Source organism: Salipiger sp. PrR007 (genome assembly GCF_010499845.1).
GTDB classification, from domain to species: domain Bacteria; phylum Pseudomonadota; class Alphaproteobacteria; order Rhodobacterales; family Rhodobacteraceae; genus Salipiger; species Salipiger pacificus_A.
Genome location: NZ_JAAGOZ010000018.1, coordinates 76,067 through 91,915 on the forward strand (window position 1 = coordinate 76,067; position 15,849 = coordinate 91,915).

The 15,849-nt window shown below is 61.3% G+C and carries 19 protein-coding genes; 3 read left to right on the top strand and 16 right to left on the bottom strand.

Annotated features, from left to right (window positions below; translation table 11 throughout):
- Position 1: 1 nt before the first annotated feature.
- From G0Q01_RS08845 to G0Q01_RS08895, 11 genes are read right to left on the bottom strand one after another with little or no spacing between them, the layout of a single operon-like run.
- Positions 2–1,327 carry a TrbI/VirB10 family protein gene (locus G0Q01_RS08845; protein ID WP_089849727.1) on the bottom strand — a complete coding sequence of 442 codons (1,326 nt, stop codon included), beginning with the start codon at positions 1,325–1,327 and terminating at the stop codon, positions 2–4.
- The gene (locus G0Q01_RS08850) at positions 1,324–2,025 is read right to left on the bottom strand and encodes a TrbG/VirB9 family P-type conjugative transfer protein (protein ID WP_164213297.1); all 702 of its coding nucleotides are present in this window, start codon (positions 2,023–2,025) and stop codon (positions 1,324–1,326) included. The genes G0Q01_RS08845 and G0Q01_RS08850 overlap by 4 nt, the downstream gene beginning before the upstream one ends.
- Complete coding sequence (locus G0Q01_RS08855; protein WP_089849825.1) at positions 2,022–2,669, bottom strand: virB8 family protein; 648 nt, start codon at positions 2,667–2,669, stop codon at positions 2,022–2,024. Before G0Q01_RS08855 ends, G0Q01_RS08850 begins: the two co-directional genes overlap by 4 nt.
- A gap of 14 nt (positions 2,670–2,683) precedes the next feature.
- A complete protein-coding gene (locus G0Q01_RS08860; RefSeq protein ID WP_028095516.1) occupies positions 2,684–3,481 on the bottom strand; it encodes a type IV secretion system protein in 798 nt (265 codons plus the stop codon).
- Positions 3,478–4,644 (bottom strand): lytic transglycosylase domain-containing protein, encoded by a 1,167-nt coding sequence (locus G0Q01_RS08865; protein WP_089849725.1) that lies wholly within the window; start codon positions 4,642–4,644, stop codon positions 3,478–3,480. Before G0Q01_RS08865 ends, G0Q01_RS08860 begins: the two co-directional genes overlap by 4 nt.
- A gap of 4 nt (positions 4,645–4,648) precedes the next feature.
- Entirely contained in the window at positions 4,649–4,864 is a 216-nt protein-coding gene (locus tag G0Q01_RS08870; RefSeq protein WP_089849723.1) for a hypothetical protein, read from the bottom strand.
- Positions 4,861–7,245, bottom strand: coding sequence for a type IV secretion system protein B4 (locus G0Q01_RS08875; RefSeq protein WP_089849720.1), 2,385 nt, complete (start codon positions 7,243–7,245; stop codon positions 4,861–4,863). The genes G0Q01_RS08870 and G0Q01_RS08875 overlap by 4 nt, the downstream gene beginning before the upstream one ends.
- A complete protein-coding gene (locus G0Q01_RS08880; protein WP_009574151.1) occupies positions 7,235–7,513 on the bottom strand; it encodes a type IV secretion system protein VirB3 in 279 nt (92 codons plus the stop codon). Before G0Q01_RS08880 ends, G0Q01_RS08875 begins: the two co-directional genes overlap by 11 nt.
- A gap of 9 nt (positions 7,514–7,522) precedes the next feature.
- Positions 7,523–7,813: a TrbC/VirB2 family protein gene (locus G0Q01_RS08885; RefSeq protein ID WP_054540759.1), complete on the bottom strand. Its 291-nt coding sequence runs from the start codon at positions 7,811–7,813 to the stop codon at positions 7,523–7,525.
- Complete coding sequence (locus tag G0Q01_RS08890; protein WP_089849717.1) at positions 7,810–8,493, bottom strand: lytic transglycosylase domain-containing protein; 684 nt, start codon at positions 8,491–8,493, stop codon at positions 7,810–7,812. Before G0Q01_RS08890 ends, G0Q01_RS08885 begins: the two co-directional genes overlap by 4 nt.
- The gene (locus tag G0Q01_RS08895) at positions 8,450–8,776 is read right to left on the bottom strand and encodes a hypothetical protein (protein WP_010138156.1); all 327 of its coding nucleotides are present in this window, start codon (positions 8,774–8,776) and stop codon (positions 8,450–8,452) included. The genes G0Q01_RS08890 and G0Q01_RS08895 overlap by 44 nt, the downstream gene beginning before the upstream one ends.
- A 245-nt stretch (positions 8,777–9,021) precedes the next feature.
- Between G0Q01_RS08895 and G0Q01_RS08900 the strand changes: the two genes are divergently transcribed.
- Positions 9,022–9,249, top strand: coding sequence for a hypothetical protein (locus G0Q01_RS08900; RefSeq protein ID WP_057796709.1), 228 nt, complete (start codon positions 9,022–9,024; stop codon positions 9,247–9,249).
- Between the two features lie 14 nt (positions 9,250–9,263).
- Here G0Q01_RS08900 and G0Q01_RS08905 read toward each other — a convergent pair whose 3' ends face one another.
- Both G0Q01_RS08905 and G0Q01_RS08910 read right to left on the bottom strand, forming a co-directional pair.
- Complete coding sequence (locus G0Q01_RS08905; RefSeq protein ID WP_089849714.1) at positions 9,264–9,584, bottom strand: type II toxin-antitoxin system RelE/ParE family toxin; 321 nt, start codon at positions 9,582–9,584, stop codon at positions 9,264–9,266.
- Between the two features lie 5 nt (positions 9,585–9,589).
- On the bottom strand, positions 9,590–9,832 hold the full coding sequence (locus G0Q01_RS08910) for a type II toxin-antitoxin system ParD family antitoxin (protein ID WP_089849711.1): 243 nt from the start codon (positions 9,830–9,832) through the stop codon (positions 9,590–9,592).
- Between the two features lie 461 nt (positions 9,833–10,293).
- Here G0Q01_RS08910 and G0Q01_RS08915 point away from each other — a divergent pair, with 461 nt between their 5' ends.
- Together G0Q01_RS08915 and G0Q01_RS08920 are read left to right on the top strand one after the other, a co-directional pair.
- A complete protein-coding gene (locus G0Q01_RS08915; RefSeq protein ID WP_226562355.1) occupies positions 10,294–10,947 on the top strand; it encodes a hypothetical protein in 654 nt (217 codons plus the stop codon).
- 232 nt (positions 10,948–11,179) lie between these two features.
- Positions 11,180–12,022 (top strand): hypothetical protein, encoded by an 843-nt coding sequence (locus G0Q01_RS08920; RefSeq protein ID WP_089849706.1) that lies wholly within the window; start codon positions 11,180–11,182, stop codon positions 12,020–12,022.
- A gap of 341 nt (positions 12,023–12,363) precedes the next feature.
- On the opposite strand, the gene G0Q01_RS08925 is transcribed toward G0Q01_RS08920, so the two are convergent.
- From G0Q01_RS08925 to G0Q01_RS08935, 3 genes are read right to left on the bottom strand one after another with little or no spacing between them, the layout of a single operon-like run.
- On the bottom strand, positions 12,364–13,299 hold the full coding sequence (locus G0Q01_RS08925; protein WP_089849704.1) for a plasmid partitioning protein RepB C-terminal domain-containing protein: 936 nt from the start codon (positions 13,297–13,299) through the stop codon (positions 12,364–12,366).
- On the bottom strand, positions 13,296–14,189 hold the full coding sequence (locus tag G0Q01_RS08930; RefSeq protein WP_089849702.1) for a ParB/RepB/Spo0J family partition protein: 894 nt from the start codon (positions 14,187–14,189) through the stop codon (positions 13,296–13,298). Before G0Q01_RS08930 ends, G0Q01_RS08925 begins: the two co-directional genes overlap by 4 nt.
- Entirely contained in the window at positions 14,183–15,781 is a 1,599-nt protein-coding gene (locus G0Q01_RS08935) for a recombinase family protein (protein WP_226562356.1), read from the bottom strand. The genes G0Q01_RS08930 and G0Q01_RS08935 overlap by 7 nt, the downstream gene beginning before the upstream one ends.
- Positions 15,782–15,849: the final 68 nt, after the last annotated feature.

The following is a 15,849-nucleotide window of genomic DNA, read 5'->3' on the forward strand; positions in this document are numbered from 1 at the left end:
GTCAGAAGATCTCCAGGTCACGATCGACCATGACCGTGATCCGTGTACCCTGATCGACATGTATCACTGGCCGGATCGCCAGATAGTCCTGCATCACGCTTTGCGTGCTATCGCGCAGATCCGTGCCGACATCGCTCGCAACATCGGCCGCCGCCTCGCTGTCGATTTGACCCGCCGCAGCCGCAGGCAAGGCGCCGATCAAGGAGATCAGCGCGGCGGAGCCGAAGCGTTGCGCGAAACGGGTGTCGACAAACCCGGTGGTGCCAGTACGGCCGAGTTCGTCTCCACCGAAGGCGCTGATCTGCACGGTCTGATTATCGGGCAAGATGATCCGGTCCCATGCCACCATGACGCGCGATTGGGCAAGTGCGACATCGGAGCGGTAGCGCCCGATCAGCCGCGCGCCGCGCGGGATCAGGATACGCGTTCCATCGAAAGAATGGACGTCTTCCGAGACGATGGCGCGGATCGCGCCGGGCAGTGTGCTGTCGAGGGCCGTCTCTGTCACAGCCTGAATCATGGTGCCTTGAACAACCGTGTTCGATGGGTTCGCGATCACTTCGGCACGTGTCACCTGTGCTGGTTGCGCGCCCGAACGAACAAAGGCTTCATCTGCATTCAGACGCGCGGCTTCCAGCGTATTCTCCCTATCCGCACCCGCGCCCATCCCGGAGAACGCGATCATAGGAGACGCGATGCGCTCTGCGCGGGCCTCAGCTTCGGCTGCGCGCCGCCTTTCGAGTTCGGCCAGCCGCAATTCTTCTTCACTTGGTCCCAATGAGGTCGGCTCTGGTGGTGCAAGCCGTGCAAGTTCCAAGTCCATGCGGAGCTGATCCAATTCGCGATCCCGCTCGGTCAGCTGACGCTCGAGGGCACGCTGCGCCTCGGCGGATGCTTCATGTAAGTTGGCAATTTGCGCCGTCAGGTCTGCAATCGCCTGCTCCGCCCCGCTATCTGCGGCCTCGGCCGGTCTTGCGCGCAGGTCCTCGAGTTCCGCTCTCAATGTCGCAAGACTTTCCATCAGCGCGAGTTCCGACTCGCTCGGACCTGTGTCCGCAGGCGGGGCTTGGCTGGGCTGCGGGGCAGAAATCGGCGCCAGATCTCCGAATCCGGGGCCGCTGCTCTGGAACTCCTCCGGCGCGGCGGTCGCCATTGGTGCTTCTGCTGATGGCTGCAGGGCAGCCCATGCCAGACCGCCTGCTGCCGCGATGCCGACGACCCCAAGGATCGCGGCAAGCGGCGCAGGCCGCTTGCTTGCCTTCGCTTTGCCTGTCGAGCCTTCGAGAGCCGCGAGGCGCGCGGCGAGGTCTTCCGTACCTTCGGTCATGATGTGGCCTGCCCTGCGTCCTGGACGCAAACCACATCTTCGCCAAGGCGAAGGACCCATTGTCGGTTGACGCCAGACACGCGAATGACGCCGTCACTCGAGGTGTGGCTGTTCACCGCGCGTTCCCTTCCGTTCGAATATCGGAAGATGGCGGGCACCGGCGCGTTCCGTGCAAACCGGAAATACGTGAAGGTACCATCATCCCAGATGGCCGTCGGCGTGAACTCTTCTCGGGCGCTGACCGCATAGTTCGCATTCGGCGCATCGGCCGCAACCGCCCTAGTGGGTTGCACGCGGTTTTCAGGATAGCGGAACTGCACGACATAATGCGGCGTCTCCCGGGCTTCGACGACATGGAAGTAGTAGGAGCGGCGGTTGGTGTAGACGGTGATGTTGGTGGCGACGCCAGATGCTGTCGGCTTGATGGCGAAGGCACGGCCACCCGGGACACCGTCGAATTGAAACCCGACCGTATCGCCGGCGATGATCGAGCGGATGGTTTCACCCTCACCGAATTCGACTGTGGTGACGCGGGTCAGAGTCGTAACGACACGGTAAACCTGGCCTTCAGTCCAAGTCGCGACGCGCACGCGGTTGTCATGAGAACCTGGGCGGGGCGTGGTCTCGGCCAAGGCAGTCGATCCCGCGAACGTGAGAAAACTGGCGGCCAACAAGGTAAAGATTGGAGTGCTAGTCATTCGGAACGGTCCGATCGGATGGCATATTGGGTGACGGTGAAACCGAAAGGGTTTTGCCAGACATCGTCGATCGCGCGGGTCCGCTCGGGCCGGAATTCGAACATCAACGTGGCAGTGAACGATCCATCCTGTACCCCCTGCGGACTTGTCAGGCGCTTTCTGAGCCGCACCTGTGCGCGGTTCTCGCCAATAAGGTTGATCGATGCGATCTCAACGGCCATCTCGGCCGCAGCCCCGTATCGCGTCGGCGGATAGTTCTCCTGACCCGATGTCCACATCGCGCGCATGCTGGCCTCGGCCGACCCGGAAGACTGTGCCAGGACACGGCGGACACGAAGATCGTTGTCGAGCTGGTTGTAGGTTTCGCGGTCGAGAATGTAGCGGTAGATTTGCGCTTCGATCACGGCAGGCCGTTCGGAGAGCGACACGGTTTCAACCGTGGCATTGGGGAGCGCCATCCCGGTCGCGGGATCGTAGGGCACAACCACGGGAGGCGGCGTTTCGATCATCAGCGCGACAGCCGCAGCCGTCAAACAGCCGAATACGCCAAAGCCCGCCCCGGAAAGGCCGATCACTCGCCAAAGCTGTTCACGGCGCAGGGCACCGTAAACAAGTTCCTCTTCCACGAGTTCGCGCGCAGTCATCACGCCTGCCCCACTCATGGCTCAAGATCCGGCAAGGTGAAGTCCATGTAGCGGCGCTCTTCGGCGACGGTGGCGGCATCAACCACGCCTGCATTGCCTGCGCCGAGGGTCTGGATCGCTTCCAGCTCCCACATCCGGGTCATGGCGATGGCGAGTTCCGCCGTGACGCGTGTGTTATGATCCATCGAGGCTTTGAGATCTTCCATGTCCGGGATCATCTCGACCAGACGTTCCACCCGTTCGAGCGACTGTTCCGCCTCTGCGTGGCTGTTCTGCGCCGCCGCCGACATCACAGCACCTGTGGTTGCCCGCGTAGCAACGCCTTCGGCGCCCGGATTGCCGCTGGTGGCGATCTCGCGGAGTGAATCCTCGTCGAACCCGGCGCTTGCCAGCGCCTGTTCCATCTGCGTGCGCATGGGCCCGGCATTGGGCCCGATGAGCGCGCTCCAATCGCCCGCCTGGATGCCTCGGATCAGGCCGGGGATGTCTTCGAAGTTGGCCTCAAGCAAGGTGTCGAGGTCCCCGCCCATGGCAAGTCCGAGGATGCTGCGCGGCCCGGTGAGCGAGGCATACATCTCGTTCAGCTGATCGAGTTGGCTTTGCAGCATGTCCAGTTGCTCCAACGCATTGTCCAGAAGATCGGTCTGGATCCCGAAATCCTGCAGCATCTGTTGAAGCTGGCGGATTTCCTGAGCAATGTTCTGAGTGTCCACCGTGGGCACACCCTGTGCCGCGACAGGTCCGGTGACATTGAGGGCAAGCGCGAGAGCGATGCTACCGGCGAAAAGGGAACGGGGCAGGCGCAGGTTCAACGCAAATCCTCCTGACTAAAATCCATGTATTGCCGTTCGGCAGCCTGCGCTGCCGCCAAGGCGAACTGCTCGGCGCTGAGTGGCTCGGTTCGTGCGGCCTTGATCCGGGTCCGGATTGCGACCAGCCGGGCCAGTTCGGCCCGGGCATAGGTGTTGAGCGCGATGGCCTCGTGGAGATCCTCGGTCTCACCAATGCGGGTGATGATGTCCTGAACCCGCAGGGCGGCGGCACGGACCGAGACCAGCGAATAGTCGCCATAGACCCCTGCGCCGTGGGCCGAGAGGCTGAAACTCGCGTTGGCGAGGAGCACAGGGTCGATGGTGCCGAGGGCATCGATGCCGCCTACGGCCGCGAGGTAGCTGTTGTACTGCTGCGGGATCACCACGACATAATGCTGGGTTTCCGCGAAAGGCGGCACACCGCCATAATCCTGCACATTGCCCGGCCCGGCGTTATAGGCGGCGAGCGCATGGATAATGTTGCCATCGAACATGTTCAGCATTTGTGCGAGGTATCGCGCACCGCCGGTGACCTGCAGATAGGGATCGTCGTAATAGGCCGGGTAGATCCCGAGATCCCCCGCGGTACCGGGCATGATCTGGGTAAGTCCGAAGGCCCCCACGGGTGAGCGTGCCCCGATCTGGAAACGGCTTTCCTGCCAGATCAGCGCCTGCAAGAGACAGCGCCATTGCACGAGCGAAAGACCTGCGCGGCCGACCCCGGACAGACTATGGGTGTCGCGTGCTGCGCGGATGATCAGCTCCTCGATCCCCTCCCGGGCATCGCCGAACATCCGCGCTGCCGCTGGATTGGCGTCCTCGGGCGCATAAAGACTGGCGGCCGCGCTTTCGACGTTGTCTACCGCCCCCTGCCCCGCCTCGAGCCCCGCCACGGTTCCGGCCACGTCTCCAGCGCCAAGCGACATGGCATCCATCAGCCCTTCGAGGGAGGCGAGTTGCTGGCGCTCGATTTCGGCCAGTTCCTCCTCGCGGCTTAGCCGGTCCTGCTGCAGTGCCAGGTCACGATCGGTCTGCTCAAGGATGGCCTGCCGCTCCGCGAAGAGGCGCAGGTCGAAGGTCGGCACGCCCTGGGCGATCGCTGGCCCCGCCGTGGGACCTGCCAGCGCAAAACCGATCATCGAGAGAGGAAGCCAGGTCCGCATTGGCTTAGCCGCTCGCCCCCAAGAGGACAAAATCGCAGGCCGTGTCGCGGCGCGTGACCTCCGCCCCCATGGTCGAGATCGTGGCGGTGGCGGTTCCTGCCTGCACAGGAGCCTCGCGAAAACTGAAGCAGTTGGCTTGCGGGGCGTTATGCTGCGCACAGGCTGTCAACGTCAGGCCGAGCCCGAGCAGCACGACGCTGCGAATGATGGTACGGGTCATGTCACTCTCCAGAAATCAGGACGTTCGCGATAATCGGCGCCGACAAGCGCTTCGCCCTTCTCCATTCCGCCAAGGATGGTCACGAGCGGGCCGAGCGCGCTGAGATCGGCATCGATCACGACGGAACCACGGTCGTCGCGTACAAGCGCGAGCCGCGAGGCCGAGCCGACGCCTAGAAGCACGTCGAGCTCTTTCTCGGTCAGGCCGAGCATCGCGTAGTCAGCGGCGGAAGCACGAATGTTGGGCAAGAGCACCTGGGTTGGCACAGCTTCCACGATGGTCTTGCCGGTGCGCGTGCGCTCGAGCTGGCTGGCATATTGCGTCATCATCACGACGACGGCGTTCTGCTTGCGGGCGGTCACCAGCCAGTTGCTGAGTCGCTCCGCAAAGTAGGCGTTGTCGAGGGCTTTCCATGCCTCGTCGATGACGATGATGGTGGGCTTGCGGTCCTCGATCACCCGCTCGACCCGGCGAAAGAGGTAGGACAGGACGGCCATGCGTTCCCGCTCACTCTCGGAATCGAGAATGCCAGTGAGGTCAAAGCCCGCGACGTCGCCATCGATGCTGAAACTGTCCTCGGCATTGGCCCCGAAGATCCAGCCGTAGCGACCCTCGGCCGTCCATTCCTGCATACGCTCGAAGAGATCGCCCTCGTCATCGGTCGAGACCAGCAGCGAGGCGAAATCCGACCAGTTTCGTAGGCCCGCATGTCCTGCGCTTGCGTTCTGGCGCACGACTTCTTGCAATCGGTTGGTCTGAACCGGGGTTAGCGGTCGATCGCGCCGCTCCAAGAGGCTCGCGAGCCAATCAGCAAGCCATGCCTGGCCCCGCACGTCGATCTCGGTCTGGAGCGGATTGAGGCCCGTGGGGCGCCCCGCCCGCACGGTCGAATAGCTGCCTCCGAGCGCGCGGACGGCCATCTCCATCCCCGCGCGATAGTCGAAGACGAAGACCCGCGCACCTGCCCGCCGTGCCATGGTCATCAGGAAGGCCGCCAGGACGGATTTGCCGGAGCCGGGACGGCCGAGGATTAGCGTGTGGCCTCCCGTGGGTTCGCGATCCGGCGCGCCCTGTTCGTGGAAGCTGAAGCGAAACCCGCTGCGCTCCGGTGTCGGGAAAAGCGTGATCGGCACGCCCCATGGCACTTCCCTACCGGTCTTGCCGAGCGGCGTGCGGTGGAAGGTGGCGAGATCGGCGAAGTTGTGGTTCGTGATCGCGGCCTTTCGGCTGCGCGCCCCGGTGTTCCCGGGATGCTGCGCCATGAAATGCGCCCGCCCCCCGAAGGCTTCCGAGATCAGGTTGATGCCGGAGGTGGCCGAGATATTGCGGATCTCGGCCGCGATGTCGTCGAGTGCCGCTTGGGTCCGCGCATAGACCGCCACCGTCATATGATGTTCGCCGAAGATCAGGCGTTTCGATTCCAGATCGTCTTGGGCCAGTTCCAACTCCTGCGCGAGGCTGACGGCCCCGTCATTGGCGGCCTGCATGAGGCGCAGCTGCCGCTTGATCCTGCCGGCCATGATGTTGGCGTTGATCGGCACGAAAGAATGGGTGACCACCATGTCGACGGGCAGGTTCAGCTCGTCGAGCATCAGGCTGTCGGTCTTGGCGGGGTAGTTCTTCACCGCGAAGATCGCGCCGAGCTTGTCGCCCACGGCACCGTCGGAGAGCGCGATGGTCGTGCCGCGGAAGGTGACGCGGGTATTGGCTACGTCCTCGGCGATCACACCGAGGCGCGACCGGGGGAAGAGCGGATGTTCTTCGCCGGTGTTGAGGGAGCCGAGGAAGCCCAGAAGCTCGCCGCCGCTGGCGGCCAGCAGGCGGGGCTTCAGCTCATCGAAGGACGACAGCAGAAACCCCACCACCTCGTCGAGCTTGCGCAAGCGTCGGGTCGTGTCCGCCGCATGCCGGGCGCGGGACGCGCCCAGACCGAAGGGCAAGCGGCTGCCGGTCTCGGGTCGCTTCAGCACCGTCAGGGTCAGCGTCTTGTCGCGCAAACCCGCGCGGCCGAGATGCGCGTGCCATCGTTCGTCGACGGCAGCCGCAAACCCTTCGCCCGGAACGGGCGGCAGGGTCACATCGACCGCTTTCGACACCTTGTGCAGGTAGAATGAGAACTCGGTCCCGACCTGCGCCACGATGCCAGCCAGCAACCCTCCGATACGGTCGAGATGCCCGTCCTCGCTCGTGGTGCTGTTCACCCCTTCGAGGCGGATGCACTGCATCAGTTCGTTGCCGCGTGTCCGGATCGTTCGGTCGTTCACGAGGCTCACATAAGGCAGCATCATTGAGAGCCGCTTCTCGCCCTTGACCCATGCGGGTAGCGCGGTCAGCGGATCGCTGGCGTTCTCAACCTCATCGGCAAGTCCATCACGGGGCATAGCTGTCGCCTCCGTGCAGCTTGCGGTTCGTCGTGGGCGGGGTTTCCTGCAGGGTGATCACCAGGACATCGAGGAAGTTCGGATCCCAGTCTGCGGCCTTCCAGAGCGCCGGCCAGGCCAGCCCCGCGAACACAGCGACCACCCAGCTCTGCACCCAGAGGAACAGAAGCGTCGAGCCGAAGAGCCAGACCATGGCGTACATGATCGGCAAGCCCATCAGCTTGGGTGGCCTGAGAAGGCCGATGAACACGCGGGACTGGTCAGCCATGGACGGAGCTCAGGTGGTCCAGATGGCGGCGACGATGGTGGGTGCTGCGGCGATGCCCGCGATTGCAACCACGACCCAGAGCGCCTGACGGAAGTCGAGGATGCCAAAGAGCCAGGAAAGGAACACCCCGATCAGCGCAAGCGTTCCGATCACGATTCCCAAGGGGCCGGTGATCGCATCGACAATTCCTTGAAGCAGGGTCTGTACCGGCGAGAGGTCGATGCTCTGTGCAAGCGCTGGACCCGCCAGCACGATAAGGGCCATCGCGCCGAGCGCGACGATCGAAGGTCTCGATGTCATGAAAGATCTCCTCTGAGCCGCTCAAACACGGCAGTCACACGGGCCACATGCCCTTGGGTTTCTCGAAAAGGGGGGATGCCGCCGTGGCGTGTGACCGCCTCAGGGCCAGCGTTGTACGCCGCAAGGGCCAGAGAGCCCTCACCGAACTGGTCGAGCATCATCAGCAAGTAGCGGGCTGATCCGTCGAGGTTCTGCGCAATGTCATGTGGGTCCACGCCGAGGTCGCGGGCGGTATCCGGCATAAGCTGGCCAAGGCCTATCGCACCGACAGGGCTACGTGCAGCCGGATTGTATGCGCTCTCGACTTCGATATTGGCCCGGTAAAGGAGCGCCCAATCAGTGACTGAAAGCCCCGCGCGACGCAGCGCACCATGCCCGGCATACCGCAGAGCCGTGCTCTCGATCGCATGGAGGATTTCTGGGGTGGCGCGGGCGGCGGATCGAGCCGGGATCGCTGTCTCGCTCGTTGCGTCAGGAACGCGAGGTTCTGCGAAGAGAAAAAGGCGCCCGTTTGCCTCTTGAGAAGTGGAAATCAATTGGCCGTCTGGGCCAACCGAAAAGATGAAACCGTCGGCCAGGGCCGGGGGCGCGGAACAAACGCCTGTACCCAAAGCAACGACGAGCGCAGTCGCGCAGTCAGCTGCCTTTGACCGGAGGCGCGGCGTGGCGTTCGCGGCCACCTTCTTCAAGTGGGATGCTAGCGGTCGTACAGCCCATGTCGGCCAGGAAACTGACAAGGCCAACGATGGTTTTGAAGTCGCGGAGCTTGAGGACGCTTCGGCTGGTGACGAGCATCTTATCGTCACGCCCATCAGTGGCGACGGCGCGGATGACCCACGAGCCGTACCAGCTGTTATGGCGCTTCTCTGCTCTCTCCTTGCAGACCACCTCAATGAGGTAGCCCTCGGCGAGCAAGCCGCGCAGTCCGTCTTCTGTAACCACATTCGGGGCTTCTTCTATCATGGCCTTCCCTTGGGTCCTTGTTCTGCCTGGGTGCAGTATCAGGCCCACGGGGTCGCAACACCGCGAGCGATACAAAACAACATTAATGATAGCAAGACAATAATAACGTGTTGACGAAGTTCGCCTTGCTCCGATAAGGGTGATATCCGACAGAATGATAATCTTAAAGGCGGCAAAGGAGTTTTGCCCTGCGCTTGTTTATTGCGCGCAACGCACCGTTGCTGTTCGCGTTCCTGCTTAGAAGCATGCCGGTAGCCGCAGCTGCGGATTGCATACCACCCGAGCGACCGTTCTTGCCCCAGTCGCAAGAAGACATGCGTGCCTATGCCGATCTGCTGCGTTCTGATTTCGAGGGCTACATCGCCGACATCCAGGAATACTTCCGTTGCCTTGATGCCGAGCGTCAACGCGCGTTTCAGGAGGCACGCGAGGTCAGTGAAGACTATGGGAAACTGGTCGAGCTATTGGAATGAGGAAACGCAAGGGCTTAACCGCCGTCGAGATCCTCGTAGTAGACGAGCGCGGGCATGTTGCGGCGCAGGTGCACGATGCGCAGGATGACTGCCGCCCCGTCCGCCGCATCTAGCCGCTTGTAGAAGATCACGTGACGTTGGCAGTTGACGGACCGCATCCCCGGAACGAAGAGACTCCTGTCCCGACCCCGGTCGGGATCCCCGGTGATCTGCTCGAAGGCGTTGACCAACTGGCGGTAATAGACGAGCCATCGGTCCCTACCCCAAGTTTCGACGGTGTAGGCACGGATCTCTTCAAGGTCGGCCCTGGCCCGACCGGAAAGCCGAATTGTCATGTGGGTCAGCGATCAAACGCATCCGGTTCGAAGGCATGAGCATCGAACTCGGCGAAATCCCCATTTTCGGCCAGGGAGGCTGCTTCCTCTAGGTCGGCCTTGAGGGAATAGAACTGCCGGGCGCCATCCCGCTCCATCAGCATCCTGACGCCGGCGCGCACGACTTCGCTCAAATTGGCGTAGGCGCCGGACTCGATCTGCGCCTGCACATATTTCTGCATCGGTTCGGTCAGGTGGACGTTTGGCATCAGACTCTCCTATCCATGCTCAATCGTATCAGATACTGACATAAATCTTCAAGGTCATGTTCGGTCCCAACATAGGCTCGTTGCTCCACCCCGTCCTTCTGCGCCCGGATTCCCGCCGGGGAACCAGGCGAGACAGTTTTCCGTTCTGCCATTCCTGAGACCATGAGCGCTGCGACTCTCCGTGTGACGGGCTCATGCGGCCTGTTCTTCCATGACCGCTTTCGTGGCCGCATTGAAATGCTATATTTGTATTTTTTTACAGATATTTGAGTGAAAGTTAACATGAAAGAGGTCCGCAATTTTGGCCACTTTCAAGACGCCGAAGCAGCCAGAACCGACGTCAGTTCTTGGAAGCCATCAAGCTAGACAAGCGAACAATCGCACGCAACCATCAATCAAATCTCCTTGCTATCATTAATGTTGTTTCGTATCGCTGCACCATTATAGATGGAGTCGGCATCATGAAGCACGTGATCCACGGCGTGGCAACAGCCACGGCAATAAGCATATCCGGACTAATGGCCTCGTCAGCTCCGGCTCAGGCCTATCAGGTGGATTGTGCGATCCTCCTCTGCCTTGCGGGCGGTTGGCCTGCCTCTGCGCCCTGCGCGCATGCCAGAGCGGTCTTCATTCGGCGGATCACGCCATGGCCGATCGAGCCGCCCTTACAAATCTGGCGGTGCCCAATGGGTGTGTCGTTCAAAGACCCCAGTCCAATGTCGCCTATGGAACGCCTTTATGACATCACGTTCCGCAATCCGCCCGAACCGCAGGCCTCGAATCCAATTCCCCTAGTCCGCGTCCAAGCGGATGAGCAAGCCGACATCGACATTTCGGGCGACGCCTTTGATTTCGTGCGCAGCATTCGCGTCTATCACATCGAGTATAGCCAGTACGAGAACCGAGATGGCACATGTCATCATAGCGATCTCACGCGATTGGGGTCCTACGGCGTGCAGGGCGATTACCGATGGACAAGATCCAACGTTGGCCAAGTGCCGGCCGCAGCTGGCCTGAGCATCCCTGATCGGTGTGGCAGCTATTTATACCGATCCGTCTTCGTCGACTGGCGAGATAACGCAGGCAGCTACGGATTCGAAGAAGTTCACTACTGACAAACCGGCCCGCGCTTCGTCGTTCTTGCCCTGACGACCAAGCGTGGCACCCCTTAACCCCCAAGAAAAGGATACGACGCCAGACCGTGAAGCCTGACGCCGCGCTAGAAAACTCCGTGAACAAGAGTTTCCTAGCGCACCGCTAAAACACCTGCAACCAGCAAAGTTGTTTTGCTGGCAAGAATGTTGTTGTCTCACGACATGGCGTCGGATCTCCAAGGAGACCTCGACTATGGAACCTACGACCGGCCTGATCCTGCGACGGATTACACAGACAAATCTCTCTGTCGCAGCGCACAAGCTTGCCACCCTCATCCTCGACGCCATCGCCTGGAAGGATGGCTACAACGGTTTGTCGCGCGGAACGGCAGCCTTCACCCTCTCGGCCCTGGCGGAGAAGATGGGTGTCTCACGGCAGTATCTTACGGTTCTTCTGAACGAACTTGAGGCTTCGCAGTTGCAGCTCGAGCGGGCGAAGCCGAATGGCAAGTTCGCGCCCTGGATCTTTCGGTTTTCCGCCTTCGACGAGGAGCGTGAAACCCATGATCTCGTGTCAGGTGAAGGCGACACATCACTATCTAGAGATAATAATAACAAAACTATCTTCTCAGGGCTGATCGATATCACCGCGAGTTCGAACGTTTTTCAGACCAGTTGGGCAGAGCTCATCAAAGCAGTGAAGGCCACGTTGCCCTGCTGGAACATCGACACCCAGGTCATCTGGGATCGCTTCCTCGCCTTCAACCGGTCGCGAGGCAACGGCAGGGTGCCGGCCGGCTTCCTGCTTGGCTTCATGCGCCGGTGGCGAAATTCGTCGGGAACTCCAACTCGTCCCGCGGTCAAGCCGCCCGCGAGACCAACAACGGACCCCAAAGAGCGCGAATTGCTGAGACAGATGCAAGCCGCACCAACGGCGAACCGCCAGTTCCACGCGTCCGACTTGTGTCGCTTGATTGGACACGCTGCCTACGAAGCGCGGGTCCTCGATGTGATCCGCAAGTTTGAGTGCCAGAGGTTTTCAGCGACCTTGGCGGTGCACGGACTCGCGGTGCTGGCCGGCGAGATATCGAGATGACTTGCGGGCCCAATCCATTCTGGCCTGCCCTGCATCGCGGCAGACAGGCATTGAGTACCGAAGTGTTGGCCAACCAAAACGTGGTCACTCGCGGGCGCGCCGCCAACCCAACTGGCACCCAATATCCGGTCGAATGCAGCGCGCCCGTCAAACATCGCAGATAGTCATCGCAAAAGAATACCTGCGTGGTCGGCGATATGTCCGCCGACCTTGGTGGGCTCCGAACGGGTTCGCCGCCATCCCCACCTCCGCGCTTGATCCGGCCCACAGTCCGGCGTCTCCCGCGGTCCCCGCGCTTGAACTGGGTCCGGGTCCCCATCGTCAGATTGTTCCAGAATCCCTTAATCGTCCGCCTCGTCGGGCCCTTCCGAAGACGGTTCCGGTCGAGACAGGCCCGCCACGATTCGACCTAACTCGCCGAGGATCTCTCCATGGTTCTTTTCGAGATAGCGATTGATCCGTTCATTCGTGAGCAGCCGTTCGACGTAGCGACCCGCTACCACAAGGCGTAAATGATCGGGGCCAAGCGTCCCCTCGATCAACTTGATGTTCTTCTGCAGGCTGGCCATTTCGGCCTTCATCCGCTCCGCCTGTTCGCGCGTAATGCCAGAGGTTTCTTTTTTCATTTCCGGATCGACAAGGTCTTCGGCATCGGTCGCGGTAAGGATGGCCTCGGTATAGGCCACCGTGTAGTTGTTCGCGGCGATCATAAGTTCCGCCGCTTGAATCTGCCGCAAGGGCTTCATCTTGCGCAGGGACCTGAAACTGTTGACCGGGCAATGCTTGTCCTTCAGGAGTTCAGCAGCCTCGGGGCAGATGCCGTTCAGCAATGTCCGCTTTCGCCGGATCAACGCCACATCCACATTCAGTGCAGCAGCAATACGGGCCTCTGGCACGCCACGCTCAATGGCCCGCAAGATCATCTTGTGTTCCTGAATTGTCGCGAGACGGCTGATGCGCTTGTTGTAGGTGAAAGACTCGTCGTCTGTGGCGACCAGGGAGGTGACGGTTTCCTCGCCCATTTCCTTCAAGACATGCAGACGGACATGACCATCGAGCAGGATGAACGTGCCGTCCTGACCAGGAGCGCGCGCAACCACGAGCGGTTCGATCAAGCCGGCCTCGCGGATCGATGCGGCGATCTGTGCATACTTCTGGCCCTTGGGAACCGTGATCGGCAGTTGCTTCACCGGCAGGATGGTGGCGATCGGGATCTGACGCAGGGTCGGCTCAAATCCTGGCCCCTTGGGCGGGGGCGTTTTGCCCATATGTGTCATGCCCGAGGTTCCTTGAGACCGTCGACCACCATGCTCGGCAGGGAATCCAACCCCTCGGCACGGAGCAAAGTGAGGAAATTCTCATCCTTGAGCAGGGACTGGAACGCTGCGTCGAGGAACAGCAGGTTGCCGCGCGTCGACTGGGCCCTGCGGATCATGTCCTGCTGGCGTTCTGCCTCGATACGATAGGCCCGGACCAGCGCCGCCGATGTCATCCGCACCCCAGATCGTTTTGTGCGTGTGGCACCCTTTTTCTTGCCGTGCCGGTGGCGCAGTTCCACCAGCCGCCGTGCTTCAAGCAGCTTCTTGCCGCGCAATTCACCCGAGGCATAGGCCGCTTCCAGCGCCTTCTGCACATCCTTCTCTTCCGCCCTCGTGATATACAGTGCGACGCTGAGGGGCATCTGACCGGTCTCGACCGCGATCAGCAGTCGTTCCTCGCCGTTGGCGATCAACTCGCCGATTTCGTGAACGTACGACCATGACAATCCGGTTTTCTCGGTGATGTCGTGGTCCGAGTATCCTCGGTCGCGCAGGATGGCGATGTCCTGCAGCAGCTCGAGCGGTCGCTGCTGACGGCGGGCGATATTCTCGATCACGCTACGCAGAAGTCGTTCGACCTCGTTCGCGTCCACGACGATGGCCGGGATGTGGGTTTCGCCCAGTGCAACATAGGCCTCCATCCGCCCCTGACCGCAGACCAGCCGATAGGCATCCCCTGACGCCGTGTCATCCTGCGCGACGGTGATCGGCTTCTTCAGCCCGACCTTGCCGATACTGTCCACCAGCGCACGAAAGGTCTTTTCAGATCGTTCTCGCGGATTTTCCACGGTGATGGCCGCAATGGGGATAATCTGAACCTCGGCGTGGGTTTCGATATCGCTCACCATGGTGTCACCTCGGAAACGGAAACGCGCCGGGCCATGTCGAAGAAAAAGTTCAACGTTTCAAAGCGGAAGGCGTCCAGCATCAGGCCATTCTCCTCTGCAAGCCCCAGAGGTTTGCTCCGCATCTCGAATTGGGGCAGCAGGTAGTAATCGAGCGCGTCAGTGTTCGTGCGGTTCATCCTGATGGCGATGGTGATGTCGGGCGCGAGTCCGGTGTCGAAGCGGATCTTCCAGCGCAGGCCGCCTGAGGAGGTTTCGCGGCAGCGGGCGACGACGACGGATGCCGTGAATTCGCCGTTGATGGTCAGCAGGTCCGTCGCAGGGTTCCTGATCACAGCACCGCCAAGCAGGGTGATTTCGTGGATCACGCGCTCAATCTCGTCGCCGTGAAATTGCCGCAACAGGCGGTTGGCTTCGATGTAGCGATAGTCGCGATCCGGGGTGAACCCGACAAGGGAATAGGCCCTGAGCAGGCTGCCGAAGCGATGGGCATAGGCGCCGCTGGACGGCATGCCATCTGCTTCGTCGATCACCAGCCCGGAAATGTAACCATGACGCTGGAAGAGCCGGGCAAGGCGCTCCAGCATCACCTCATCCGAGAAGCGACGGTTGCGTGCCGCGATGATGGCCTGGGCCTTCTGAAACTGTTTCGGCTCGACGATGGCATCGAAGGCGCCGTCCGAGCGGATCCACATCTCCGGGCCGTTTGCGACCCGCTTTCGCTTCAGCTTGAACGAGCGCCGGTTGTAGACGTTGTTGCCGATGTATTTCTCATTGGTCAGGATCTGATGGACGGTCGCGCGGGTCCAGGCCCGCCCGAGATCGGTGAGGATGCCGCGCGCGTTCAGTTCTGTCGCAATTTCGGTTTCCGACAGGCCCTTCTTCAGAAACTGGCTGTAGATCCAGCGCACCGTCCGGACCTCATCGTCTGGTCCGGGAACCAGGACGACGCGATCCGTCTGAAGGCTCTTGTGCTCACCGCGCTTCAGTTCGGTTTTTACTTCGCCCCGCTCATTGAGCAGGGCGCGACGCAACCCGAAGCCCGCCGGGCCGCCCTGACGATAGCCGAGCTCAATCAGACGGCATTGGCCCGCGAAGACCTTCACTGAAAGCTCACGGCTGTATTCGCCCGCCATTGCCCGCTTGACGCTTTTGACGATGGTAGAGGTCGGAGAACCATCGTTCTCGAATTGCTCGGCGCAATAGGCGACCTGCATTCCCGCCTTTCGGCAGCGATATTCGTAATAGGCAGATTCGTCGGTGTCCTGAAAACGTCCCCAGCGGGTGACGTCATAGACCAGAATCACGCTGAAGTCGGCCACGCCGGATTCGACATCGGCGATCATCTGCTGCAATGCCATCCTGCCGCCGATGATCAGGCCGCTTTTCGCATCATCCGAATAGGTTTTGACAATCCTGATGCCGCGGCGTTCGGCGTATTCGCGGATCGTCTGCGCCTGGTTCTGGGTTGAATACTGTTGATGCTCGGTCGACATCCGGACGTACTCCGCAGCCAGCAGCTGCGCGGACGGCTCGGTTTCTCCTTCGGATAATGGTGCTTTTCCCCGAGCCACGCCCGCCTCCCAAGAAATCATGTGGGCTGCTTCGAGCTGATGGCCCTCTACCGCAGATTGGGCGCAAATACGAACTGCCGCTTTTCATG